This is a genomic window from Oceanicella actignis (assembly GCF_008124525.1).
Taxonomy (GTDB): domain Bacteria; phylum Pseudomonadota; class Alphaproteobacteria; order Rhodobacterales; family Rhodobacteraceae; genus Oceanicella; species Oceanicella actignis.
Genome location: NZ_VNHJ01000005.1, coordinates 57,210 through 79,820 on the forward strand (window position 1 = coordinate 57,210; position 22,611 = coordinate 79,820).

Genomic DNA, 22,611 nt, shown 5'->3' on the forward strand with positions numbered 1-22,611 from the left:
CCCGCCGCTCAGGCCGCCATGCGCGACTTGAGCGCCTCGATGTCGGGCGCGTCGGCCACGGGACCGTAAAGCGCCGCGGCCAGCGCCTCGGACTGCGCCAGCTTGCGCGCGGCTGCGCGCGCGGCGGCGGCGTCGACCGCGTCGATGCGCGCGATCGTGTCCTGCAGATCGGGCGCGCGGCCGTGGATCTGAAGCGTGCGGGCCAGGCGCTCGCACCGGCCGAAGGCGCTTTCCAGCCCCATCACCAGCCCGGCCTTGAGCTGGGCGCGCGCGCGGGCGGTCTCCTCCTCGTCGATGTCGCGCGCGGCGCGGCGCAGCTCGTCGGCCACCAGCACGGCCAGCTCGGCCAGCTGCTCGGCCGAGGCGCCGGCGTAGATGGTCATCGCGCCGGCGTCCTCGTAGGCCGAGGCCTGGGCGAAGATCGTGTAGCACAGGCCGCGCTTCTCGCGCGCCTCCTGGAACAGGCGCGAGGACATGCCCCCGCCCAGAAGCGTCGCCAGGACCTGCCCGGCGTGGAAATCCGGGTCGCGATAGGCCGGGGCGGGCAGCGCCAGGGCGAAATGCGCCTGCTCGAGCGGCTTTTCCACCCTGTGCTCGCCGCCGACGAAGCGCGCGGGCGCGACGGGCGGCGCCGCGCGCGCGGGCAGGGCGCCGAACAGCGCCTCGGCCTGCGCGGCCAGGCGGTCGTGATCGACCGCGCCGGCGGCGGCCAGGATCATGCGGTCGGGCGCGTAATGGCGCGCGACGAAGCGGCGCAGATCCTCGCGCCCGAAGGCGCGCACGCGCTCGGCCGGGCCAAGGATCGGGCGGCCGATGGGCTGGCCGGGAAAGGCGGCCTCCTGCAGCCAGTCGAAGATGATGTCGTCGGGCGTGTCCAGCGCCTGGCCGATCTCTTGCAGGATGACGCCGCGCTCGACCTCGATGTCCTCTTCGGCGAAGACCGAATCAAGCAGGATGTCGGCGATCAGCTCCATGGCCAGCGGCACGTCCTCGGCCAGGACGCGGGCGTAATAGGCGGTGGTCTCGCGGCTGGTGTAGGCGTTCAGGTAGCCGCCGACATTCTCGATCGTCTCGGCGATCTGCGCGGCGCTGCGCGTGCCGGTGCCCTTGAAGGCCATGTGCTCGAGGAAATGCGCCAGGCCGTTCTCGGGCTCGTCCTCGTGGCGGGCGCCGGCCGCGACCCACACCCCCAGCGCCGCCGAGGCCAGGCCGGGCATGCGCTCGGTGATGACGCGCATGCCGTTGGGCAGGGTGTGGAGGCGGATCTCGGTCATGCGCCGTCTCCTTCGAGGGCGGACAGCACCGCGCGGCGCAGCGCGTCCAGGTCGTTGGGCAGGTCGCGCACGCGCTCGGGGCGCTCGAACAGATCGGCCATGCGCGCGGGCAGGGCGGGGCGCACGCCGCAGGCGCGCTCGACCGCGTCGGGGAACTTGGCGGCGTGGGCCGTGCCCAGAACCACCATCGGCGCGGCGCGGTCGCCGCGCGCGGCGCGCGCGGCGTGCACGCCGACGGCGGTGTGCGGGTCGATGACGAGGCCGGTCGCGGCGTGGATGTCTGCGATGGTGGCCAGCGTCTGGTCCTCGTCGCAGCGGGCGCTGTCGAATTCGGCGCGCAGGCGCTCGAGCGCGCCCTGGGGCAGCGAGAAGCCGCCCTGTCCGCGCAGCTCGTCCATCAGGCGCGCCACGGCGGGGCCGTCTCGGTCGAGCAGGTCGAAGAGCAGGCGTTCGAAATTCGAGCTGACCTGGATGTCCATCGAGGGCGAGATGGTGGGCGCCACGCCCTGCCTGCGGTGCTCGCCGCTCTGCACGGTGCGGTGGAGGATGTCGTTGCGGTTGGTCGCGATGACGAGCCGCCCGATCGGCAGCCCCATGCGTCGCGCCACGTATCCGGCGAAGATGTCGCCGAAATTGCCCGTGGGCACCGAGAACGAGACCGCCCGCCAGGGCGCGCCCAGCGCCGTCGCGGCGGTGAAGTAATACACCGTCTGCGCCAGCACCCGCGCCCAGTTGATCGAGTTGACCGCCGCAAGGCGCGCGCGGTCGCGGAAGGCGTGGTCGTTGAAGGCGGCCTTGACCAGCGCCTGGCAATCGTCGAAGTCGCCCTCGACGGCCAGGGCGTGCACGTTCGCGTCGGCCGGGGTGGTCATCTGGCGGCGCTGCACCTCGGACACGCGGCCCTTGGGGAAAAGGATGAAGACCTCGGCCGCGTCCAGCCCGCGGAAGGCCTCGATGGCGGCCGAGCCCGTGTCGCCCGAGGTGGCGCCGATGATCGTCACGCGCTCGCCGCGCCGGGCCAGCGAGGCTTGGAACAGCCGTCCGATCAGCTGCATGGCCACGTCCTTGAAGGCCAGGGTGGGGCCGTGGTGCAGCTCCTGAATCCACTCGTTGGCGCCGATCTGCACCAGCGGGCAGCGGGCCGGGTGGTCGAACGACGCATAGGCGTCGGCGATGATGGCGCGCAGCTCGTCCTCGGCGAAGGCGTCGCCGACGAAGGGGCGCATGACGCGATGGGCGACCTCTTCGTATTCGAGGCCGGCAAGGGCCGCGATCTCGTCCCGGCTCATCCGCGGCCAGCTTTCGGGCACGTAAAGGCCGCCGTCGCGGGCGAGGCCGGTCAGCATCGTCTCTTCGAAGGACAGGGCGGGGGCGGCGCCGCGGGTGCTGATGTATTTCACGCGCTGGATCCTTGTCTGCAAGCTCCGCTCCGCAGTAGCGGATTGGCGGGCGCGTCACAACATCGCTTGCGCGCGGCGGGCTTGCCTTGGCCGCGGGCGGCGGCCAGAAAGGGCCGCGCGCAACCCCCCAGGACCGAGAGGACAGGCATGACCGACGACCCGACCCCCGCGGCCGCCCCGCGCACGCAGACGCAAGGCGCGGCCGAGGCCGCCGCAAACCCCGCCGAACGGGCGCTGCTGGCGCGGCTGGATGCGCTGGGGGTGGCGTGGCGGCGCCATGCGCACCCGCCCCTGCACACGGTCGAGCAGAGCCGCGCCCTGCGCGGCGTCATGCCCGGCGCGCACACCAAGAACCTGTTCCTGAAGGCGCGCGACGGCGGCTTCTGGCTGGTCTCGACGCGCGAGGACAGCCGCTTTTCGGTCAACGATCTGGGGCGCGCGCTGGGCGCGGGGCGCGTGTCCTTCGGCGCGGCCGAGGACATGGCGCGCCTTCTGGGCGTGCGGCCCGGCGCGGTCACGCCCTTCGCGCTGATGAACGACGCCGAGGGTCTGGTGCGCTTCGCTCTCGACCGGCGCCTTGCCGAGGCCGAGCTGGTCAACTTCCACCCCCTGCACAACGAGGCGACGCTGGCCCTGACGCCCGAGGGGCTGATGCGCTTCCTGTCCGATCTGGGGCGCGCGCCGCTGATGCTGGACCTTGCGCCGCTCGAGGCCCGCGCCGCCGCGCGCGAGGCCGCGGCGGGCCAGGGCGGGGACCGCGAGGCGGACTGACGCCGGGCGCGGCCCCCTGGCCGCCGTTCCCGTTGCCCATCGCGCGGCGCGGCACTACATCTGTGCCTGACGCAAGACGACAAGCCCGGGGCCGCGCCCTGCGCGCCCGCCCGCCGGCCGCGCGCCGCGCCCCGCGCGAAACGGAAAAGGGAAACCCATGCTTGAACTCGGCTCGTCCTCCGCCGCCCCCGCCGGCGATCTGGTCAAGGACGTCTCTGAAGCGACCTTCATGGCCGATGTGGTCGAGGCGTCGCGCACGACGCCGGTGATCGTCGATTTCTGGGCGCCGTGGTGCGGCCCGTGCCGCGCGCTGGGTCCGGCGCTCGAGGCCGCGGTGAAGGCGCAGAAGGGCAAGGTCCGCATGGCCAAGGTCAATGTGGACGAGAACCAGATGATCGCCGCGCAGATGCGCATCCAGTCCATCCCGGCGGTCTACGCCTTCGTCGACGGCCAGCCGGTCGACGGCTTCATGGGCGCGCTGCCCCCGGCCGAGGTCGAGGCCTTCGTCAAGCGCGTGGCCGCGCTGGGGAGCCCGGACGCCGGCATGGAAGAGGCGCTGGCCGCCGCCGAAGAGATGCTGGCGGAAGGCCAGTTCGCCGACGCCGCGCAGGTGTTCCGCGCGATTCTCGAGGAAGACCCCGAGAACCTGGACGCCGTCGGCGGGCTTGCCCGCGCCCATCTTGCGGCGGGCGAGATCGACCGCGCCCGCGCCGCGCTCGACGCCGTGCCCCCCGCCAGGCGCGACGCCGCGCCCATCGCCGCCGCCCGCGCGCAGATCGAGCTGGCCGAGCTGAGCGCCGGCGCGGGCGAAGAGGGCGAGCTGCGCGCGCGCCTCGCAGCCGACCCCGACGATCACGAGGCGCGGCTGGCGCTGGCCGATGCGCTCATCGCCAAGGGCGACGCCGAGGGCGCGATCGACGAGCTGCTCGAGCTGTTCCGCCGCGATCGCGAGTGGAACGACCAGGCCGCGCGCAACCGCCTTCTCAAGCTGTTCGACAGCCTCGGGCCCAAGAACCCGGCCGTCGCGCGCGGACGGCGCCGGCTCACCTCGATGATCTACGCCTGAGGCATGGCGCGCCGCTTCGCCCCCGCCGACCTGCCCGACGCGCTCCCGGTGTTTCCGCTGCCGGGGGCGTTGCTTCTGCCGCGCGGGCGGTTGCCGCTCAATATCTTCGAGCCGCGCTATCTGACCATGCTCGAGGATGTGATGAAGACCGAGCACCGCCTGATCGGCATGGTCCAGCCGCTGGAATCGCGCGCGGGCGAGCCGCCCGAGCTGCGGCGCATCGGCTGCGCCGGGCGCCTGACGGCGTTTTCCGAGACCGAGGACGGGCGCTATCTGATCACGCTGTCGGGGGTGTGCCGCTTTCGCGTCGCGCGCGAGCTCGAGGGCTTCGCCCCCTATCGGCGGGTCGAGGCGGACTGGCGCTCGTTCCTGGGCGATCTCGAAGGCGAGGAGGACGACCCCGGCCTTGACCGCGACGCCTTTCTCGAGCTGCTCATGCGCTTTTTCCAGGTGGCGCAGCTCAGCTCGGACTGGGAAAGCCTGCGCAAGGCCGAACCCGAGATGCTGGTCAACTCGCTGGCCATGCTGTGTCCCTTCTCGGTCGAAGAGAAGCAGGCCCTGCTCGAGGCGCCCAGCCTGTCCGAGCGGCGCGAAACCCTGACCGCCCTGATGCGCTTCGCCATCGTGTCGGGCGGCGACGAAGGATCGGTGCAATGACCGCCCCCAGCCATCCGAACGCCAAGGACCCGAACGCCGCAAACCCCGACGCCGCCGCGCCCGGCGCAAGCTCCGATCGCGCCGCCGATGCGGGCCCCGGGCCGGGCGTGGAACCGGGCGCCGGGCCGGGCGGGGAGACGGGCGCCGGGCCGGGCGTGGAACCGGGCGCCGCGCCGGGCGGGGAGACGGGTGTCGAACCGGGCATGGAATCGGGCGCCGCGCCCGATCCGGCCCTCGCCGCCCGCGCCGATCAACGCCTGCGCGCCGAGCGCAGGATGCTCGAGGCGCTGGTCTGTCCGGTCACCCAGGGGCCGCTGGTCTATGACCGCGCGCGCCAGGAGCTGGTCTCGCGCGCCGCAAGGCTGGCCTTTCCGATCCGCGACGGCATTCCGGTGATGCTCGTGTCCGAGGCGCGCCGGCTCGAGGACTGAGCGCCTCAGGCCACGCGCCCGCCGGCCAGCACGCCGCGCCAGGTCAGCAGCCCGCCCCCGCGCCGCAGCTGCGCGGCGGTGCGCACGAAGGCCTGCGCGGCCGGCGAGGCCGGCGCCCCCGGCAGCAGCGCAAGCCCCACCGAGCGCCGCCGCGGCGGGTCCAGCGGCTTGACCGCGAAGCCCTCGAAGCCCGCGACGGGCGGCATGGCCAGCTCGGCCACCACGGCCGCCCCCTCGCCGCGGCTGACCATGGCCAGCGTGCTGAGCACCTGCGCCGTGCGCGCGTGGATCTTCGGGCGCAGCCCGGCCTCCGAGAACAGCCGCCCGATCACCCCTTGCGAGCCGGCCTCGGTCATGATGAAGCGCCGCGCGCACAGCTCGCGCAGCGTCACGGCCGGCTGCGCGGCCAGCGGATCGTCCTGCGGCAGCAGCGCGACGAACTGGTCCTCGATCAGCGGGTGGGCGTCGAAGCGCTCGTCGGGCAGCACGGCGAAGGCCACGTCCACCCGCCGCTCCTCGAGCCAGCGCAGCACGGTCTCGTCGTCGCCTTCCTCGACCAGCACCTCGACGCCGGGCCAGTCGGCGCGGAAGGCGGCCAGCAGATTCGGCAGCAGGTGCAGCGTCGCCGTCGGCCCGAAGGAGCCGATGCGCAGGCTGCCCAGCCGCACGCCGCGATAGGCCGCGGCCTCTTGCCGCATGGTCTCGGCCAGCCCCAGCACCGCCCGCGCCCGCGTCAGCAGCAGCGCCCCGATCTCGGTCGGCTCGGGGCGGGCCTTGGCGCGGTTGACGAGCGGCACGCCCAGATCGGCCTCGAGCGCCCTGATGGCGTGCGACACCGCCGACTGGCTGATGCCGAGCCGCGCGGCTGCGGCGGTGAAGCCGCCCGCATCGGCCAGCGCGGCAAAGATTTCGAGCTGTCCGAACGTCATGAGCAAATCCTTGTTTGACCATGACCGTGCATAACTGAAAACACATGCCGCGACCAGCGCCCCCAAGGCAGGAGCCCCCATGACCGCCGCATCGCTCGCCCACTCGCCCGCGCCATCCGCCCCGACCGAAGGCGCGGTGCGCCGCAAGCTGATCCTGGCCGCGATGCTGTGGGGCGGCGGGTTCTCGGCCGGGCGCGTGGCCGCCGAGTCCTTCACGCCGCTGGGCGCCGCCGCCGCGCGCTACGCGCTGGCCGCGGCGATCCTGCTGTGGCTGGCGCGGCGCGCGCATGGGGTCCTGCCGCGCCTGAGCCTGCGCCAGGCGGCGCAGACCCTCGTTCTGGGCGCGACGGGGGTGTTCGCCTACAACCTGTTCTTCTTCGCCGCGCTGGCGCGGATGCCGGCCTCGCGCACGGCGCTGTTCGTCGCGCTCAGCCCGGTGGCGGTGGCGCTGGTGGGCGCGCTGTGGACGCGCGAGCGGCTGGGCGCGCGCAAATGGGCGGGCATCCTCGCGGCGCTGGTCGGGGCGGCGATCCTGGCCAGCCGCGGCGCGCCGGGGGCGATGCTGGCCGACGTGGCGGCCTCGTTCGGGGCGGGCGAGCTGTTCATGCTGGGCGCGGTGGCGGCCTGGGCGGCCTACACGATGGTGGGGCGCGCGGCGCTGACGGGGCTGACGCCGCTGACCGCCACGGCCTATGCCGCCGCCTGGGGCTTCGCGCTGCTGGCCGCCACGCTGGCGCTGAGCGGGGCGCCGGCGCTGGTCGGCGCGCCCGGCGCCGCCGCCTGGCTGACCGTGCTGTTCCTGGCCGTGGGCGCGACGGTGGTTCCCTTCGTGTGGTATTACGAGGGCGTGCGCGCGCTCGGGCCCACCCGCGCCGCGGCTTTCGGCAATCTGGTTCCCTTCTTCGGCGTTCTGTTCGGCGTCGTCCTGCTGGGCGAGAGTCTGACGCCCGCCATGCTGGCGGGCGGGGCGATGATCGTTCTGGGCGTGTGGCAGACCACGCGCCCCCCGCGCTGAGCGCGCCGGCCGCTGCGCGCCCTGGCGGCGCGGGTTGTTGCGCGCCTGCCCGCCGGGGGATTATGAATGTTGCGGAACGCCGTTTCGACGGCGCGCAACCGCCAGGAGCGCCCCATGTCCGAACCCCAGGCCGCCGCCCAGGCCCCGCGGCGCATCGTCCCCAAGCCGATGGATGCCCCGCTCGAGCCCTTCATCCCCCGCCTGCGCGCCCATGCGCGCGCGCGCCCCGACGCGGTCGCGGTCATCGACGGCGCGCGCCGTCTGAGCTGGGCCGAGCTGGTCGATCTGATCGACCGAGTCGCCGCCCGTCTGGCCGCGCTGGGGCTGGGACGGGGCGACGTGGTCGCCACGCTGGGCGAGGGCTCGGCCGAGCATCTGGCCGTTTACCTGGGCGCGATCGCGGCGGGGGCCTGCGCGGCGCCGCTGCCCTCGGGGATGCGGCCCGAGGTGCTGGCCGCGATGCTCGAGAACGCCGAGGCGAGGCTGCTCTTCGCCACCGACGCGGCCATGGCGCAGGCCCGCGCGGCCGCCGGCGCGGCGCCGGGCTGCGCCGATGCGCCCGTCGCCCTGGACGCGCTCGAGGACTGGCTGGCCGGCGCCCGCGCGCAGGACGCGCCCGAGGCTCCGGCGGGGCTGGACGATCCGTTCGACATGATCTTCTCGTCCGGCACCACGGGCGTGCCCAAGGGCATCGAGCACGACCACAAGTTCCGCCTGCGCCAGCTGCGCCGCATGGCGCTGTTCGGCTACGGGCCCGACGTGGTCTCGATCGCCTCGACGCCGCTGTGCTCGAACACCACGCTGGTCGCGGCGCTGCCGACGCTGGCCGAGGGCGGAACGCTGGCGCTGATGCGCAAGTTCGACGCCGAGGGCTTCCTGCGCCTGGCGCAGGCGCATCGCGCCACCCACGCCATGCTGGTGCCCGTCCAGTATCGCCGCATCCTCGACGCGCCCGGCTTCGATGCGGCCGACCTGTCGTCGTTCCGGGTCAAGCTCTCGACCAGCGCGCCGCTGCCCGTCGCCCTCAAGCGCGAGATCCTGGCCCGCTGGCCGGGCGAGCTGATCGAGATCTACGGCATGACCGAGGGCGGACTGTCCACCATCCTCGACTGCCGCGCCCATCCCGACAAGCTGCACACCGTCGGCCGCCCCGCCGAGGGCGCCGACATCCTGATCGTGGACGAGGAGATGCGCCCCCTTCCCCCCGGCGAGGTGGGCGAGATCCTGGGCCGCTCGCCCATGATGATGACCTGGTATCGCAACGCCCCCGACAAGACGCGCGAGGCCATCTGGCGCAGTCCCGAGGGCGAGGACTGGATCCGCACCGGCGACATGGGCCGCCTTGACCCGGATGGTTTTCTCGAGCTGCTGGACCGGCGCAAGGACATGATCATCTCGGGCGGGTTCAACGTCTTCGCCGCGGATCTCGAGCGCGAGCTGCTGGCCCATCCCGACGTGGCCGAGGCGGCGGTGATCGGCGTGCCCTCGCGCGAGTGGGGCGAGACTCCGCTGGCCCTGGTCGTGCCGCGCGCCGGGGCGCGCCCCGATCCCGAGGCGCTGCGCGAATGGGTCAATGCGCGCCTTGGCAAGGTCCAGCGCATCAGCAGGATCGAGCTGCGCGAGTCGCTGCCCCGCTCCGAGATCGGCAAGGTCCTCAAGCGCGAGCTGCGCGCGCCCTACTGGAAAGAGGCCGCCGGCGGCTGAACCGGCCCGCGCGCGGGGGGCGGAAGGGGCGCATGGGCGCGGGGGCGAGGGTCAGAGCGGGCGGCCCTCCATCAGCCGCGGCAGCTCGCCCGACAGGCCCGCCGCCTGGCGCATGAAGAAGCGCCGCGCCGGCGCGAAGGCCGTGGCCAGCGCCATGCCGACGTCGCGCGCCGGGCGCAGAAGCGGATCGTCGTTCGAGAACAGCCGGTTGGTCAGGTCGAAGCCGAAGGCGGCCAGCGTGTCGTCGAAGCGCCGCCATCGCTGGTAGCGTTCGAGCGCGGCGAAAGAGCCGGCATCCTCGCCGCGCCGGCGCGCCTCGACCACCACCTGCGCCAGCGCCGCCGCATCCTTGAGGCCCAGGTTCAGCCCTTGTCCGGCGATGGGGTGCACGCCGTGCGCCGCGTCGCCCACCAGCGCAAGGCGCGGGCGCACATACTCTTCGGCCAGCGACAGGCGAAGCGGATAGGCGTAGCGCTTGCCCGCCAGGGCAATCCGGCCCAGAAAGCCGCCCATGCGCGCGCGCAGCTCGTCCAGATAGGCCGCGTCGGGCAGGGCGGCGATGCGCGCGGCCTCGTCGCGGCGCTCGGACCACACGATCGAGCTGCGGTCGCCGGGCAGGGGCAGCACGGCGAAGGGCCCCGCGGGCAGGAACTGCTGCCAGGCGCGGCCGCCATGGGGGCGCTCGTGCTCGATGGCGCAGACGAGGCCCGACTGGCCGTAATCCCAGCCCACGCGGTTGACGCCCGCGGCGCGGGCGATGGGGCTGTCGCGTCCGTCGCAGGCGGCCAGAAGGTCGGCGCGCAGGGCGGTTCCGTCGTCAAGCCGCGCCTCGATCCCGGCGTCGTCCGCCGCGAATCCCGTCACCCGCGCCGGCGCGCGATGGTCGATCAGCGGCTCCCGGGCCATGGCCTCGAGAAGGGCGGCGCGCAGAAAGCGGTCCTCGACGATCTGGCTGACGGGGCCCTCGTCCATCTCGGCATGGTCGAAATGCGCGAAAAAGGGGCTTGGCGCCGCGCCGGGGCGGGCGTCGGTGACGGTCACTTCGCGCACGATCTGGGCATGGGGGGCGACGCGCGGCCATACGCCCAGCGCCTCGAGCATGCGGCGCGAGCCGAGCGAAAGCGCATAGGCGCGCCCGTCGAACTCGGGATCGGCGCGGGTCTCGGGGGGCAGGGCGTCGCACAGGATCGTGCGCAGCCCCCCTTGCGCCAAGGCCAGTGCCAGGGCGGGGCCGTTCAGGCCGCCGCCGACGATGATGACGTCCGCATCCTTGCTCATGGCCCTGCACTATGGCGCGCGAGGGGCGCTTGTCCATGGCGCGATGCGTCGCGCGGCCCGGGCGGCGCGGATGCGCCGCGCCCCTCCGTGCCCCCCTCCCTGCGCCCCGCCCGGCCGATTGCCCGCACCGCTCGGCCCCGCTAGCCTGCGGCGACGAGTCGGGGACGCGGGAGGACAAGCGCATGACCGAAGCCGATTGGCAGCGCATGACGGCGAGCGATCTGGGCCGGGCGATCGAGGCGGGGCGGCTCGATCCGCGCGATCTGACCGAGGGTTTCCTGCACGCGGCGCAGGCCCATCCCGACGGCGCGCGCATCTACGCCCGCCTGACGCCCGAGCGCGCCCGCGCCGAGGCCGCCGCCGCCGCCGGCCGCGCCCGCGCGGGGCTGCGGCGCAACCTGCTCGACGGCGTTCCGATCAGCTGGAAGGACCTGTTCGACACGGCCGGGACCGCCACCGAGGCGGGCTCGGCGCTGCTGCGCGGCCGCGTGCCCGCGCGCGACGCCGAGGCGCTGGCCCGCGCCGCGCGCGCGGGGCTGGTGTGCCTGGGCAAGACGCATATGAGCGAGCTTGCCTTCTCGGGGCTGGGCGTGAACCCCGTGACCGCGACGCCGCCCAACCGGCATGACCCCGACTGGGCGCCGGGGGGCTCGTCCTCGGGGGCGGCGGCCTCGGTGGCCTTCGGGCTGGCGGCGGCGGCGGTGGGATCTGATACGGGCGGCTCGGTGCGCGTGCCCGCCGCCTGGAACGACCTCGTCGGGCTCAAGACGACGGCGGGCCTGATCCCCAATGACGGCGTCGTGCCGTTGTCCGAGCTGTTCGACACCGTCGGCCCGCTGTGCCGCTCGGTCGAGGACGCGGCGCGGCTGACGGCGATCATGGCGCGCGCCAAGGCGCCGGATCTGGAGGGCGCCTCGCTGCGCGGCGCCGTGTTCGCGGTGGACGAGGGCGCGCTGCTCGAAGGGGTCGAGGACGCCCCGCGCGCCGCCTTCGAAGAGGCGCTGCGCAGGCTCGAGCGCGCCGGCGCCCGCATCGCGCGCCTGCGCCTTGATCACGTCGCGCAGGCGCTCGAGCTGAGCACGCCGCTGTTCGGGGCCGAGACCTGGGCGCTGTGGGGCGAGCGCATCGCGCGCGACGGCGCGCTGATGTTCGAGCAGATCCGCGCGCGCTTCGAATCCGGGCGCGAGGTCAACGCCGCCGATTATCTGCGCGCCCGCCGCCGCATGGAGGCGCTGCGCCGCGAACATGCCGCCCGCCTGGCGGGCCACGACGCGCTGCTGGCGCCGACCGCGCCGATTCTGCCGCCCTCGGTCTCGCGGCTGCTGTCCGATGGCGACTACTACCGCGACCGCAACCTGATGGCGCTGCGCAACACGCGCGCGGGCAACCTTCTGGGGCTGTGCGCGCTGAGCGTGCCGACGGGCGTTCCCGCCTGCGGGCTGATGCTGATGGCCGCCCCGCGGCGCGAGGGCAAGCTGGCGCGCCTTGGCGTCGCGGTCGAGCGGGCGCTGGCCTGACGCCGCGCGCGCCCGTCCGCGCACGGCGCGGGCGGCGCGCTCAATGGGCCGGGATCGCCGGCCGCGCATGAATCGCCGGGGCGCAGCGCCGTCCGGCGCCGCGGGCGACACGCACCCTCTGCCCCGCGGGCCGTCGCCCGGCTCGGGCGCCCGCCGGCCCTTGGCCGCCTGACGCGCCATGCGCAGGCGCCCCCTGTTCCGCCCTCCGGCGCGCTGACTCGGGCGTCGCAACGGCGGCTGCCCAAGCGCGGGCCCGGGCGTTGCGACGGCGGCCGCGCAAGCGTGCGCGCGGCGGCCCGGCCGATCCATGCGCGGGCGTCGAGGCGGCCCGCAGGCCGGGCGGCGGCGGCGCGTGGTCGGCGCGGGCGGGGCGGCGCCATGGCCGCATCGCGATCGGCGGCGGCGTGGCCGCGCCGGTCGTCTTCAGGCCGGGCCGGGGTCCGGGCATTGCGGGCGCGGTCCCCGGGCAATTGCGGGCGCGGCCCGTGCATTGCCGGCGCCGCCGCCGGCGTCGAGGGCGCGTCCCGGGGCGCTGCGGGCGCGGCGGGTTCCGGGCGGCCCGGCGCGGGGGAGGGGACAGCCTGCGCAAGGGTGCGCTCGTGACATGAGGCGCATGCGCGCCGGCGGGCGCCTGCCTTTCCGGTCGGTTGAATGCGCGCATCTACATTCGCCCTTGGGGCGGGCTTCTGGACCTGCGCGCGCCGCTCGGCTATCGTGAGCGCCGACGCCCCGCGCCAGATGGGGCGCGAGGATCGAGGCGGTTTCGCATGCAGATGCCCGAGCGGTTCCAAGACCTGCCGGACTACGCTTTCCCGCGGCTGCGGGCGCTGCTTGACGCGCATGCGCCCGGCGGCCCCGTGCTGGCCATGTCGATCGGCGAGCCGCGTCACCCGCCGCCGCCCTTCGTCGCCGAGACGCTGGCGCGGCACGCGGACGAATACGGCCGCTACCCGCCCAACGAGGGAACGCCCGGCCTGCGCGACGCCATCGCCGCCTGGCTGCGCCGCCGCTACGGGCTGAGCGAAGAGCGCGCCGACCCCGACCGGCATGTGCTGCCGCTCAACGGCACGCGCGAGGGGTTGTTCGCCGCCTGCCTCGCCCTGTGTCCCGAGCGCAAGAACGGCGCGCGTCCGGCGGTGCTCATGCCCAACCCCTTCTACCAGTGCTACGGCGCCGCGGCGCTGGCCGCCGGGGCCGAGCCGGTCTACGTCCCCGCGACGCCCCAAAGCGGGCATCTGCCCGACTACGCCGCGCTGCCCGCCGATCTGCTGGCGCGCACGGCGGCGGTCTATGTGTGCTCGCCGGCCAATCCGCAAGGGGCGGTGGCCTCGGCCGAATGGTGGCGCGCCCTGATCGACCTGGCCGAGCGGCACGATTTCCGCATCTTCGCCGACGAGTGCTACGCCGAGATCCACCGCGGCGACCCGCCCCCCGGCGCGCTCGAGGCCGCGCAGGCGGCCGGCGCCGATCCCGAAAGGGTGCTGGCCTTTCACTCGTTGTCCAAGCGCTCGAACCTGCCGGGGCTGCGCTCGGGCTTTTGCGCGGGCGGGCCGAAGACGATCGCCGCCATGCTGCGCCTGCGCGCCTATGGCGGCGCGCCGCTGCCGCTGCCGGCGCAGCACGCCGCCGAGGCCGCCTGGCGCGACGAGGCGCATGTCGAGCGCAACCGCGCCCTTTACCGCCGCAAGTTCGACGAGGCCGACCGCATCCTGGGCGATCTGCCCGGCTACGCCTCTCCGGCCGCGGGCTTTTTCCTGTGGCTGCATGTGGGCGACGGCGAGGCGGCGGCGCTCGAGCTGTGGCGCGGCGAGGGCGTGCGCGCGCTGCCCGGCGCCTATCTGTCGCGCCCCGCGCCCGACTGGCTGGGCGGCGGCGATCCGGGCGCGGCCTGGCTGCGGGTGGCGCTGGTCGCCCCCGAGGACGAGACGCGCCGCGGGCTCGAGGCCATCCGCCGCCGGCTTGGGCCGATGATGGCGCGCGCCGCCGAGAAGACCGGGCGAGAGAACGGACGATGACCGCGCTGATGGACCCCGACCGCGACGACGACGTGATCGAGAGCAGCTTCCTGCCCCCGGCCGCCGCCCGCGCCCTGCGCCGGCGCCTGATCGAGCTGGCGGGCGCGGGGCTGTTCGCCGCAGGCCTTGCGACGGCGGCCATGCTGGGCAGCTACGACCCGGCCGATCCCAGCTTTTTCAACGTCGGGGCCGAGGCGCCGCGCAACCTTCTGGGCGCGCCCGGCGCGTATCTGGCCGATCCGCTGGCCCGCTTTCTGGGCTGGGCAGCCTGGGGGCTTGCCGCGGCGCTGCTGGTCTGGGGCGTGCGGCTGGCGCTGCATCGGGGCGAGTGGCGCATCTGGTCGCGGCTGGGGCTCTTCGCGCCCCTGGCGGTGGCGGTGGGGGCGGCCTTCGCCTCGCTGCACGCGCCGCCCGAGGGATGGCCGCATCCCTACGGCCTCGGCGGCTGGATCGGCGACGCGCTGGCGGGCGGGCTGCTGCGCCTTGCGCCCCTCGACGCGGGGACGGCGCTGCTGGCGCTGACGCCGGCGCTCGGGGCGGCGACCTTGGGGCTGGGCGGCGTGGCGCTGGGGCTTGACGGGGACGAAACGCGCGCCCTGGGCCGCTGGATGGGGGCGGGCCTTGGCGCCGCGGCGCGGCTGGCCGGGCGCGCGCTGGCGCGGGCGGGGCTGGCGCTGGGCCGGCGGCTGCGCCGCGCGCTGACGCGGCCGCGCTCGCAGCGGCTCGAGCCGCCCGCGGCGGTGGGCGCGGCGCGCCAGGCCGAGCCGACGCTGCGCGCGGGCGCGGCCGCGGCTTCGGGCGCGTCCGAGGCTCCCGAGGCCGCCGACGCCCCCGACGCCTCCGCCGAGGGGGACGAGCAGCAGAGCGCCTCGCTGGCCGCGCGCCTGGCGGCCGCCGCCTTCCGGCGCGCCAATGCGCGCGAGGACGACGAGGCCGACGCCGACCCCGCGCCCGACCCCGCGCAGACGGCCCCCGCGCCGCGCGTCGAGCGCGCGCGCAAGAGCGCCGCCGTCAGCCGCAAGGCGCGCGCCGAGGCCGAGCCCAGGCTGCCGCTCGACCCCGACGCCGAGCCCGAAGGCTATCAGCCGCCGCCGCTCTCGCTCTTGCAGAACCCGCGCGAGATCGTGCGCAACCAGGTCTCGGACGAGGCGCTCGAGGAAAACGCCCGCATGCTCGAGACGGTGCTGGACGATTACGGCATCCGCGGCGAGATCGTGCGCGTCTCGCCGGGGCCGGTGGTGACGATGTACGAACTCGAGCCCGCGCCCGGCCTCAAGGCCAGCCGCGTGATCGGGCTGGCCGACGACATCGCGCGCTCGATGTCGGCGCTGTCGGCGCGCGTCTCGACGGTGCCGGGGCGCTCGATCATCGGCATCGAGCTGCCCAACGAGCGGCGCGAGAAGGTGCTGCTGCGCGAGATCTTCGAATCCCGCGCCTTCGGCGACGCGAAGGACGGGCTGCTGCTGGCGCTGGGCAAGAGCATCTCGGGCGAGGCGGTGGTCACGAACCTTGCGCGCATGCCGCACCTGCTGATCGCGGGCACCACCGGCTCGGGCAAGTCGGTGGCCATCAACACCATGATCCTGTCGCTGCTCTACCGGCTGTCGCCCAAGCAGTGCCGCATGATCATGATCGACCCCAAGATGCTCGAGCTGTCGGTCTATGACGGCATCCCGCACCTGCTCAGCCCGGTGGTGACCGACCCCAAGAAGGCGGTGGTGGCGCTGAAATGGGTCGTGGCCGAGATGGAGGAGCGCTACCGCAAGATGTCGCGCATGGGCGTGCGCAACATCGAGGGCTACAACGCCCGCGTGCGCGACGCGCTGGCCCGCGGCGAGCCCTTCACCCGCACCATCCAGACCGGCTTCGACGAGGACACCGGCGAGCCGATCTTCGAGACGCAGGAATACGAGCCCGAAGAGCTGCCCTTCATCGTCGTGATCGTCGACGAGATGGCCGATCTGATGATGGTCGCGGGCAAGGAGATCGAGGCCTGCATCCAGCGCCTGGCGCAGATGGCGCGCGCCTCGGGCATCCATCTGATCATGGCCACGCAGCGGCCCTCGGTCGATGTGATCACGGGCACCATCAAGGCCAACTTCCCCACGCGAATCAGCTTCCAGGTCACCTCCAAGATCGACAGCCGCACCATCCTGGGCGAGCAGGGCGCCGAGCAGCTGCTGGGCATGGGCGACATGCTCTACATGGCCGGGGGCGGGCGCATCACCCGCGTCCACGGCCCCTTCGTCTCGGACGAGGAGGTCGAAGAGATCGTCAACCACCTCAAGGCCCAGGGCGAGCCCGAATATGTCGGCGGCGTCACCGAGGGCCCCGACGAGGAGGCCGCCGCCGACATCGACCTGGTGCTGGGGCTGGGCGGCGAGAGCGCCGGCGACGACCAGCTTTACGATCAGGCGGTGGCCATCGTGGCGCGCGACCGCAAGTGCTCGACCTCCTACATCCAGCGCAAGCTCGCGATCGGCTACAACAAGGCCGCGCGCCTGGTCGAGCAGATGGAGGCGCAGGGCGTCGTCAGCCCGGCCAACAAGGTCGGCAAGCGCGAGATTCTGATCGGCGAGGTCTGATCGCCGCGCTTTTTTCAACCGGGCGCCATGCAATCGCCGCGCGGCGCGCCTAGATGACGGACATGATGAAACGAATCCCACGCTTCGCGCTTGCAGCGGCCCTGGCCGTCGCCGGCGCGCTTCTCGCCCCCGCCCAGCCCCGCGCGCAGGATGCGCGCGACCTGGCGCGGATCAGCGCCTATCTCAACGCCATGCGCACGGCCGAAGGCGCGTTCGTGCAGATCGCCCCGAACGGCGAGACCTCGGACGGGCGCTTCTACCTGTCGCGCCCGGGCAAGATCCGCTTCGAATACACGCCGCCCAACCCCACGCTGGTGGTGGCGGACGGCACCTGGGTGGTGGTGTTCGACCTGCGCGACTGCTCGCAGCAGACCTTGCCCCTGAGCCAGACGCCGCTCGACATCCTGCTGCGCGACCGGGTGGACCTGCGCAAGGAGGGCGCGGTGCAGGCCATCGAGCGCCGCGCCGGGCAGATGCGCGTGACCGCCGTGGACCCGGACGCGCCCGACCAGGGCGCGCTGACGCTGATCTTCACCGAGCAGCCGCTCGAGCTGCGCCAGTGGGTCGTGACCGACGCGCAGGGGCAGTCGACCACCGTCGCGCTGAGCGAGGTGCGCACGAATGTCGAGATCGGCATCGAGAAGTTCCTGCCCAAGCGCGTCGAGCTGGACATCTGCGCCCCGCGCCGCACCCGCGGCGAGCTGCGCTGAGGCCTGCGCCGAGGCGTGCCCTCCGCGCCGAGCCTCGGCGCAGCCGCGCCCCGCTTGCAGCGCCGCGCGCCCGCTTGCCGCGCCGCGACGGCGCGCCCGCTTACAGCGCCTCGGCGATCGCCGCCGCCGCCTGATCGGCGCGCGCGGGGTCGAGCCCGGCGAAGTTGATCCGCCCCCCCGGCGCCATGTAGACCCCGCGCCGCTCGCGCAGGGCGCGCACCTGCGCGGCGTCCAGCTCCAGCGTCGAGAACATCCCCCGCCCCTCGGCCAGCCGCGCCCAGCGCGCGTCGTTCGTCGCGCGCGCCAGGGCGCTGGCCAGAGCCGCGCGATTGGCCGCGACGCGCGCGCGCATGGCGTCGAGCTCGCCGATCCACATCGCGCGCAGCGCCGGATCGGTCAGCGTCAGGCGCGCCGCCGCCGCGCCGTGATCGGGCGGCATCGAGAAGGTCTCGCGGTTGATCGCGGCCAGCGCCGCCTGGGCGCGCGCGCGCGCATCCGCGTCGGCCGTCACGACCAGCGCGGCGCCGACCCGATCGCGATACAGCCCCATGGATTTCGAGAAGGACAGCGCCACCAGCGCCTCGGGAACCGCCGCAAGCACCGCGCGCATGCCTTGCGCGTCGGGCTCCAGCCCCTGGCCGAAGCCCAGATAGGCCATGTCGAAAAGGGGCGTCCAGCCGCGCCCGGCGGCGATGCGGCCGATTTCGGCCCATTGCTCGGGGGTCGGGTCGATGCCGGTGGGATTGTGACAGCAGGCGTGCAGAACGATGACGTCGCCGGGGCCCAGCCGCTCGAGCGCGGCGCGCATGGCGTCGAAATCCAGCGCCCCGCCGCGCATGTAGGGATAGCTGGCCAGCTTCAGCCCCGCCGCGCCCAGAAGGTTGCGATGGTTCGGCCAGGTCGGGTCGGGCAGATGCGCCGTCGCCTCCGGGTTCGCGCGCTTCGCCAGCCGCCCCAGCGCGAACAGCGCGCCCGAGCCGCCTACGGCCTGCGCCCCGGTCGCGCGGGCCGCGCCGTCGGCGCCCAGCGCCAGCTCGGCCGCCGCGTCCACGAAGGCGCGGTCGCCCTCGAGGCCGAGATAGGTCTTGGTGTCCTGCTCGCGCCACAGCCGCTCTTCGGCCGCCTTGACGGCGGCGAAGACCGGGGTGCGCCCGGCCGCGTCGCGATAGACGCCGACGCCAAGGTCGATCTTGTCCGGGCGCGGGTCGTCGCGGAAGGCGGCGATGAGGGCGATGATCGGGTCGGGCTCGGCGGCGGCCAGCTGCTCCAGCATGGGGCGTCCTCGGCTTGGGTTGAGGGGCGGGTCAGGGGCGGCGGAAGACGGTGATCTCGCCGTATTGGCGGGCGATGCGCGCGCGCGCCTCGGCCAGCGGCTCGGCGGCGACGGCCATGTGATGGGCGTTGGCGTGCAGCAGGGTCCGCTCGCAGAGCATGATGCCGACATGTCCGCGCCAGAACGCCAGATCGCCCCGCCGCAACGGCGCGTCCGGCGCCAGCGGCGCGCCCAGCTCGGCGGCCTGCATGTCGCTGTCGCGCGGCGCGGCGCGCCCGGCGGCGGCCATGGCGGTCTGCACGAGGCCCGAGCAGTCGATGCCCAGCGCCGTCGTTCCGCCCCACAGATAGGGTGCGCCGAGCAGGCGCTCGGCCTCGGCGACGAAATCGGGCGCGGGCGCGTCGATGGGCGCGGCGTGGCGCAGATGCACGAAGCCAAGGGGCGTGCGCAGGAAGTCGCCTTCGGGCTCGCCGTCGAGCTGGGCGTTCATGGGCGCCGTCATGAGGGGCGCCGTCTTGATGTCGGGGCGCGGATAGACATGCGCCAGCGGCGCGGCGATGCGCCAGCGCGGCGCGGGCAGCTCCGCGGCCGGCGCCAGGCCCGCGGCGTCGGCGTAGCCCACATAGCCGTCGGCCAGGGATTGCAGCCAGGCGACGCCGTCGGCGATCTCGAACACCGCCGCCTCGGCGCCCAGGACCAGCTGCGAGCTGAGCCCCGCCGCGCCGGGCGCCGCGCGCAGGTCCAGCACCGGGCGGACGACGCGCATGCGCCCGGGGCGCACGAAGCGGCGCGCGCGCACGCGCCCGCGCAGGGCCTCGTCGGCCAGATCCTCGCGCCAGGCGTGGCGGCGGGGGTCGGGGGGCCGGGCGTCGGCCCCCGTGCCGGCGCGTCGGCCGGTCTGCCGGGCGGCCTCCGCGGCGGCAGGCGCGCCCGCTCCCGCCGCGGTCGCCGCCGCCCGCCCGGCGGCCCCGGCGCCGCCGCGGACGGGGCCGGCGCCATCGCGCGGGGCGCTCATGCGTCGCCCCCGTAGCGGCGCGCGATGACCTCGAACAGCGCCCGCACGCCCTGCGCCTCGCCGCCCTTGGGCCGGCCGGGCGCGGCCTTCGGGTTCCAGGCGTAGATGTCGAAATGCGCCCAGGCGCGGGCGCGTTCGACGAAGCGGCGCAGGAACAGCGCGGCGGTGATCGAGCCGGCGAAGCCGCCCGCCGGCGCGTTGTCGAGATCGGCGATGGCCGGTTCGATCATCGGCTCGTAGCCGGGCCAGAGCGGCATGCGCCAGAGCGGGTCGCGAACGCGTTGGGCGGCTTCGCTCAGCGCCTGCGCCAAGGCGTCGTCGTCGGTGTAGAAGGGGGCCAGCTCGGGGCCCAGCGCCACGCGCGCCGCGCCGGTCAGCGTGGCCATGTCGATCAGCAGATCGGGCGATTCCTCGTCCGCCAGCGCCAGCGCGTCGGCCAGCACCAGGCGCCCTTCGGCGTCGGTGTTGTTGATCTCGACCGTCAGGCCCTTGCGGCTGCGCAGCACGTCGCCCGGGCGCATAGCGGCGCCGGAGACGGCGTTCTCGACCGCCGGGATCAGCACGCGCAGGCGCACGGGCAGCCGCGCCTCGAGGATCATCGAGGCCAGGCCCAGAACGTTCGCCGCGCCGCCCATGTCCTTCTTCATCAGGCCCATCGAGCCGCCGGGCTTGAGGTTCAGCCCGCCCGTGTCGAAGGCCACGCCCTTGCCCACCAGCGTCACGCGCGGCGCGTCCTCGTCGCCCCATTCCATGCCCACCAGGCGCGGGGGGCGGGCGGCGGCGCGGCCGACCGCGTGGATCAGCGGAAAGCCGCGCTCGAGCAGCGCATCGCCCACGATCGAGTCCGCCGCCGCCCCGTGGCGCGCCGCCAGGTCGAACACGGCCTCCTCGATCTGCGCGGGGCCCATCTCTTCGGCCGGGGTGTTGATCAGATCGCGCGCCAGGAACACGCCGCGGGCGATGCGCGCCACCCGTTCGGGGTCCACCCCCTCGGGCGCGACCAGCCGCGCATCGGCCAGCCTGGCGTCGCGATAGCGGGTGAAGCGGTAGCGGGACAGCAGCCAGCCCAGCGCCGCCTCTTCGCGCTCGTCCTGCGTCAGCTCGGGCGCGTCCAGCCGCCAGACGCCGGCGGGGGCGGCTTCGGCGAAGGCGCCCAGGGCGAAGCGCGTGCGCGCGCGGGCCTTCGCGTCGCCCCAGCCCGCCAGCGCCGCGGCCGGCGCGCCGTCGGGTCCGGGCAGGATCAGCCAGCGGCCGAGCTTGCCCGAGAATCCCATGGCGCGCGCATAGGCCGCAGCGCTGTCGGGCAGGCCGGCCAGCGCCGCCTCGACGCCGCCCTCGGGGGCAAGGCGGATGGGGATGGCGTTCTCGGGGGGGGCGGCAAGCAGGGCTTCGCTCATCGGGCTTCTCCTGAACGTCGGGTCGCGCGCAGCGTAGCGGGCCGCCAGCGCAAGGCAAGGGGGCGCGGGGCTGGCGAATCGTCCGCGCGAGGGCCATATGTGGCGTCGAAACCCAAGGAGGCGCCACGATGACCAGCACGAACCGTTTCTTCGACGACCTGGCCAAGCTGATGACCAGCGCCGCCGGCGTGGCGCAGGGCGCCCGGCAGGAGGCCGAGACGGCGATGAAAAGCCTGCTCGAGCGGTGGCTGGCGGACAACAACTTCGTCACGCGCGAAGAGTTCGAGGCCGTTCGCGAGATGGCCGCGAAGGCGCGCGAGGAGAACGAGGCGCTGGCCGCGCGGGTCGCCGCGCTCGAGGCGCGCATGGACGGCATCGAGCCCGAGGACTGAGGGCCGCCGGCCCGCGCGAATGCGCGATTGATCCGCCGCGCCGCGAGGGATACAACGCCCCTCGCGCGGACCCCGTAGCTCAACTGGATAGAGCAATCCCCTCCTAAGGGATAGGTTGCAGGTTCAAGTCCTGCCGGGGTCGCCAGCCCGACCGGCGGCCTTGGAAAGACAGGCGGGGCGGGGCGGGTCGGGGCGGGGCGAGGATCGCCGCGTTGCGCGGGATGCCCGCCGCCGGCAGCCATCCGATGGACGCGGCATGGGCGCGCCGCCGTTTTCGCGGCGGCGGTGGCGCGGGCGGGCCCGGCCGCGGGACGCGCCGCGCTCTTGGCGATTCATGGTATCGCCGCGTTCCGGCCGCCGGGGCCGTGGCATGCAAGGCTTGGGGCGCGCCGTGGCCGGGGCCGGCCGTTCGCCGCCCCCTCGGGCCGCCGGGCGCGGCGAAGCGTCGGGCGGCGAAGCGTCAGAGAAACCGCGCGAACTCCTCCAGCGGCGCGCGCTCGGCGCGCAGGCGGTTGACCGGCGAGTCCGGGTCGCGCTTGCCGATCGCCATGCCGCAGAACAGCATCGTCGCCGGATCGGCGCCGACGAAGGCGTCCACGGTGCGGTGATGCCAGGCCCAGGCCTCTTGCGCGCAGGTGTCGTAGCCGGCCTCGACGAACAGCAGCATGACCGTTTGCAGGAACATCCCCAGATCGGCCCATTGGGCGGCGCCCATGCGCCGGTCCACATGCACGAACAGGCCCGCCGGGGCGCCGAAGAAGTCGTAATTGGCCTGAAGGCGGCGCAGCCGGGCGGCGCGATCCTCGCGCGGGATGCCCAGAAGGGCGTACATCTGCTCGCCCACGCGGTGGCGGCGGGTGCGGTAGGGCTCGTGCAGCTTCTCGGGATAGATCGGGTATTCGAGCGGGTCCGGCCCGCCCTGCGCCAGGCGCGCGCGCATGGTCTCGCGAAAGCGCGCCATGGACGGACCCTCCAGAACCGTGACCAGCCAGGGCTGCAGGTTGCCGCCCGAGGGCGCGCGGGCGGCCTTCTCGAGCACCTCGGCGATCAGCGCGCGCGGGACGGGGTCGGGCAGGAAGGCGCGGACCGAGATGCGGCGCGCGACGGCTTCGCTGACGTTCATGCGGGGCCTCCGTTGGGGTTCGACTCTGCGGCGCCGCAGCCTCGCCTTTCTTCGCGGCC

At 74.6% G+C, this 22,611-nt stretch carries 19 protein-coding genes and 1 tRNA gene; 12 read left to right on the top strand and 8 right to left on the bottom strand.

Going from position 1 to position 22,611, the window contains the following annotated elements:
* Positions 1-8 precede the first annotated feature (8 nt).
* Both LY05_RS08615 and thrC read right to left on the bottom strand, forming a co-directional pair.
* Positions 9-1,274, bottom strand: coding sequence for a M16 family metallopeptidase (locus LY05_RS08615; RefSeq protein WP_072747294.1), 1,266 nt, complete (start codon positions 1,272-1,274; stop codon positions 9-11).
* Entirely contained in the window at positions 1,271-2,674 is a 1,404-nt protein-coding gene (gene thrC, locus LY05_RS08620; protein WP_072747295.1) for a threonine synthase, read from the bottom strand. The genes LY05_RS08615 and thrC overlap by 4 nt, the downstream gene beginning before the upstream one ends.
* A gap of 147 nt (positions 2,675-2,821) precedes the next feature.
* Here thrC and LY05_RS08625 point away from each other — a divergent pair, with 147 nt between their 5' ends.
* The 4 genes from LY05_RS08625 (at position 2,822) to LY05_RS08645 (ending at position 5,599) form a co-directional block, all read left to right on the top strand.
* Positions 2,822-3,445, top strand: a complete 624-nt coding sequence (locus LY05_RS08625) for a prolyl-tRNA synthetase associated domain-containing protein (RefSeq protein ID WP_148922864.1) — start codon at positions 2,822-2,824, stop codon at positions 3,443-3,445.
* A 157-nt stretch (positions 3,446-3,602) separates the two neighbouring features.
* Positions 3,603-4,511, top strand: a complete 909-nt coding sequence (gene trxA, locus LY05_RS08630; RefSeq protein ID WP_072747296.1) for a thioredoxin — start codon at positions 3,603-3,605, stop codon at positions 4,509-4,511.
* A 3-nt stretch (positions 4,512-4,514) separates the two neighbouring features.
* A complete protein-coding gene (locus LY05_RS08635; RefSeq protein WP_072747297.1) occupies positions 4,515-5,168 on the top strand; it encodes an LON peptidase substrate-binding domain-containing protein in 654 nt (217 codons plus the stop codon).
* Positions 5,169-5,443: 275 nt separating this feature from the next.
* Positions 5,444-5,599 carry a Trm112 family protein gene (locus LY05_RS08645; protein ID WP_072747426.1) on the top strand — a complete coding sequence of 52 codons (156 nt, stop codon included), beginning with the start codon at positions 5,444-5,446 and terminating at the stop codon, positions 5,597-5,599.
* 5 nt (positions 5,600-5,604) lie between these two features.
* On the opposite strand, the gene LY05_RS08650 is transcribed toward LY05_RS08645, so the two are convergent.
* Positions 5,605-6,528: a LysR family transcriptional regulator gene (locus tag LY05_RS08650; protein ID WP_072747298.1), complete on the bottom strand. Its 924-nt coding sequence runs from the start codon at positions 6,526-6,528 to the stop codon at positions 5,605-5,607.
* Between the two features lie 79 nt (positions 6,529-6,607).
* Between LY05_RS08650 and LY05_RS08655 the strand changes: the two genes are divergently transcribed.
* Positions 6,608-7,543 (top strand): DMT family transporter, encoded by a 936-nt coding sequence (locus tag LY05_RS08655; protein ID WP_148922865.1) that lies wholly within the window; start codon positions 6,608-6,610, stop codon positions 7,541-7,543.
* 114 nt (positions 7,544-7,657) lie between these two features.
* A complete protein-coding gene (locus LY05_RS08660) occupies positions 7,658-9,247 on the top strand; it encodes a class I adenylate-forming enzyme family protein (RefSeq protein WP_211356305.1) in 1,590 nt (529 codons plus the stop codon).
* Positions 9,248-9,298: 51 nt separating this feature from the next.
* Here the strand turns inward: LY05_RS08660 and LY05_RS08665 are convergent, their stop codons facing one another.
* On the bottom strand, positions 9,299-10,525 hold the full coding sequence (locus LY05_RS08665; protein WP_148922866.1) for an FAD-dependent monooxygenase: 1,227 nt from the start codon (positions 10,523-10,525) through the stop codon (positions 9,299-9,301).
* Positions 10,526-10,707: 182 nt separating this feature from the next.
* Here LY05_RS08665 and LY05_RS08670 point away from each other — a divergent pair, with 182 nt between their 5' ends.
* From LY05_RS08670 to LY05_RS08685, 4 genes are all read left to right on the top strand, one after another.
* The gene (locus LY05_RS08670) at positions 10,708-12,042 is read left to right on the top strand and encodes an amidase (protein WP_249041911.1); all 1,335 of its coding nucleotides are present in this window, start codon (positions 10,708-10,710) and stop codon (positions 12,040-12,042) included.
* A 767-nt stretch (positions 12,043-12,809) separates the two neighbouring features.
* Positions 12,810-14,057, top strand: coding sequence for an aminotransferase class I/II-fold pyridoxal phosphate-dependent enzyme (locus LY05_RS08675; RefSeq protein WP_148922867.1), 1,248 nt, complete (start codon positions 12,810-12,812; stop codon positions 14,055-14,057).
* A complete protein-coding gene (locus tag LY05_RS08680) occupies positions 14,054-16,642 on the top strand; it encodes a DNA translocase FtsK (protein WP_249041912.1) in 2,589 nt (862 codons plus the stop codon). The genes LY05_RS08675 and LY05_RS08680 overlap by 4 nt, the downstream gene beginning before the upstream one ends.
* Positions 16,643-16,707: 65 nt before the next feature.
* Positions 16,708-17,352 (top strand): LolA family protein, encoded by a 645-nt coding sequence (locus LY05_RS08685; protein WP_170258910.1) that lies wholly within the window; start codon positions 16,708-16,710, stop codon positions 17,350-17,352.
* Positions 17,353-17,452: 100 nt separating this feature from the next.
* On the opposite strand, the gene LY05_RS08690 is transcribed toward LY05_RS08685, so the two are convergent.
* Genes LY05_RS08690 through LY05_RS08700 form a run of 3 tightly spaced genes read right to left on the bottom strand, consistent with a single transcriptional unit; the run spans position 17,453 to position 21,037 of the window.
* Positions 17,453-18,625 carry an amino acid aminotransferase gene (locus LY05_RS08690; RefSeq protein WP_148922869.1) on the bottom strand — a complete coding sequence of 391 codons (1,173 nt, stop codon included), beginning with the start codon at positions 18,623-18,625 and terminating at the stop codon, positions 17,453-17,455.
* Between the two features lie 31 nt (positions 18,626-18,656).
* A complete protein-coding gene (locus LY05_RS08695) occupies positions 18,657-19,640 on the bottom strand; it encodes a C40 family peptidase (RefSeq protein ID WP_148922870.1) in 984 nt (327 codons plus the stop codon).
* On the bottom strand, positions 19,637-21,037 hold the full coding sequence (locus tag LY05_RS08700; RefSeq protein WP_148922871.1) for a leucyl aminopeptidase family protein: 1,401 nt from the start codon (positions 21,035-21,037) through the stop codon (positions 19,637-19,639). The genes LY05_RS08695 and LY05_RS08700 overlap by 4 nt, the downstream gene beginning before the upstream one ends.
* Before the next feature lie 128 nt (positions 21,038-21,165).
* On the opposite strand from LY05_RS08700, the gene LY05_RS08705 reads away from it, so the two are divergent.
* Positions 21,166-21,429 (top strand): accessory factor UbiK family protein, encoded by a 264-nt coding sequence (locus LY05_RS08705; protein WP_148922872.1) that lies wholly within the window; start codon positions 21,166-21,168, stop codon positions 21,427-21,429.
* 68 nt (positions 21,430-21,497) lie between these two features.
* Positions 21,498-21,574, top strand: a tRNA-Arg gene (locus tag LY05_RS08710).
* A gap of 315 nt (positions 21,575-21,889) precedes the next feature.
* Here LY05_RS08710 and LY05_RS08715 read toward each other — a convergent pair.
* Positions 21,890-22,552 (bottom strand): nitroreductase, encoded by a 663-nt coding sequence (locus tag LY05_RS08715; protein WP_148922873.1) that lies wholly within the window; start codon positions 22,550-22,552, stop codon positions 21,890-21,892.
* Between the last annotated feature and the right edge of the window lie 59 nt (positions 22,553-22,611).

Excerpts from the sequence above, each read along its gene's own strand:
- LY05_RS08615 (WP_072747294.1), bottom strand. The coding sequence starts at position 1,274 with ATGACCGAGATCCGCCTCCACACCCTGCCCAACGGCATGCGCGTCATC.
- LY05_RS08625 (WP_148922864.1), top strand. The coding sequence starts at position 2,822 with ATGACCGACGACCCGACCCCCGCGGCCGCCCCGCGCACGCAGACGCAA.
- trxA (WP_072747296.1), top strand. The coding sequence starts at position 3,603 with ATGCTTGAACTCGGCTCGTCCTCCGCCGCCCCCGCCGGCGATCTGGTC.
- LY05_RS08635 (WP_072747297.1), top strand. The coding sequence starts at position 4,515 with ATGGCGCGCCGCTTCGCCCCCGCCGACCTGCCCGACGCGCTCCCGGTG.
- LY05_RS08645 (WP_072747426.1), top strand. The coding sequence starts at position 5,444 with ATGCTCGAGGCGCTGGTCTGTCCGGTCACCCAGGGGCCGCTGGTCTAT.
- LY05_RS08650 (WP_072747298.1), bottom strand. The coding sequence starts at position 6,528 with ATGACGTTCGGACAGCTCGAAATCTTTGCCGCGCTGGCCGATGCGGGC.
- LY05_RS08655 (WP_148922865.1), top strand. The coding sequence starts at position 6,608 with ATGACCGCCGCATCGCTCGCCCACTCGCCCGCGCCATCCGCCCCGACC.
- LY05_RS08660 (WP_211356305.1), top strand. The coding sequence starts at position 7,658 with ATGTCCGAACCCCAGGCCGCCGCCCAGGCCCCGCGGCGCATCGTCCCC.
- LY05_RS08665 (WP_148922866.1), bottom strand. The coding sequence starts at position 10,525 with ATGAGCAAGGATGCGGACGTCATCATCGTCGGCGGCGGCCTGAACGGC.
- LY05_RS08670 (WP_249041911.1), top strand. The coding sequence starts at position 10,708 with ATGACCGAAGCCGATTGGCAGCGCATGACGGCGAGCGATCTGGGCCGG.
- LY05_RS08675 (WP_148922867.1), top strand. The coding sequence starts at position 12,810 with ATGCAGATGCCCGAGCGGTTCCAAGACCTGCCGGACTACGCTTTCCCG.
- LY05_RS08680 (WP_249041912.1), top strand. The coding sequence starts at position 14,054 with ATGACCGCGCTGATGGACCCCGACCGCGACGACGACGTGATCGAGAGC.
- LY05_RS08685 (WP_170258910.1), top strand. The coding sequence starts at position 16,708 with ATGAAACGAATCCCACGCTTCGCGCTTGCAGCGGCCCTGGCCGTCGCC.
- LY05_RS08690 (WP_148922869.1), bottom strand. The coding sequence starts at position 18,625 with ATGCTGGAGCAGCTGGCCGCCGCCGAGCCCGACCCGATCATCGCCCTC.
- LY05_RS08695 (WP_148922870.1), bottom strand. The coding sequence starts at position 19,640 with ATGAGCGCCCCGCGCGATGGCGCCGGCCCCGTCCGCGGCGGCGCCGGG.
- LY05_RS08700 (WP_148922871.1), bottom strand. The coding sequence starts at position 21,037 with ATGAGCGAAGCCCTGCTTGCCGCCCCCCCCGAGAACGCCATCCCCATC.
- LY05_RS08705 (WP_148922872.1), top strand. The coding sequence starts at position 21,166 with ATGACCAGCACGAACCGTTTCTTCGACGACCTGGCCAAGCTGATGACC.
- LY05_RS08715 (WP_148922873.1), bottom strand. The coding sequence starts at position 22,552 with ATGAACGTCAGCGAAGCCGTCGCGCGCCGCATCTCGGTCCGCGCCTTC.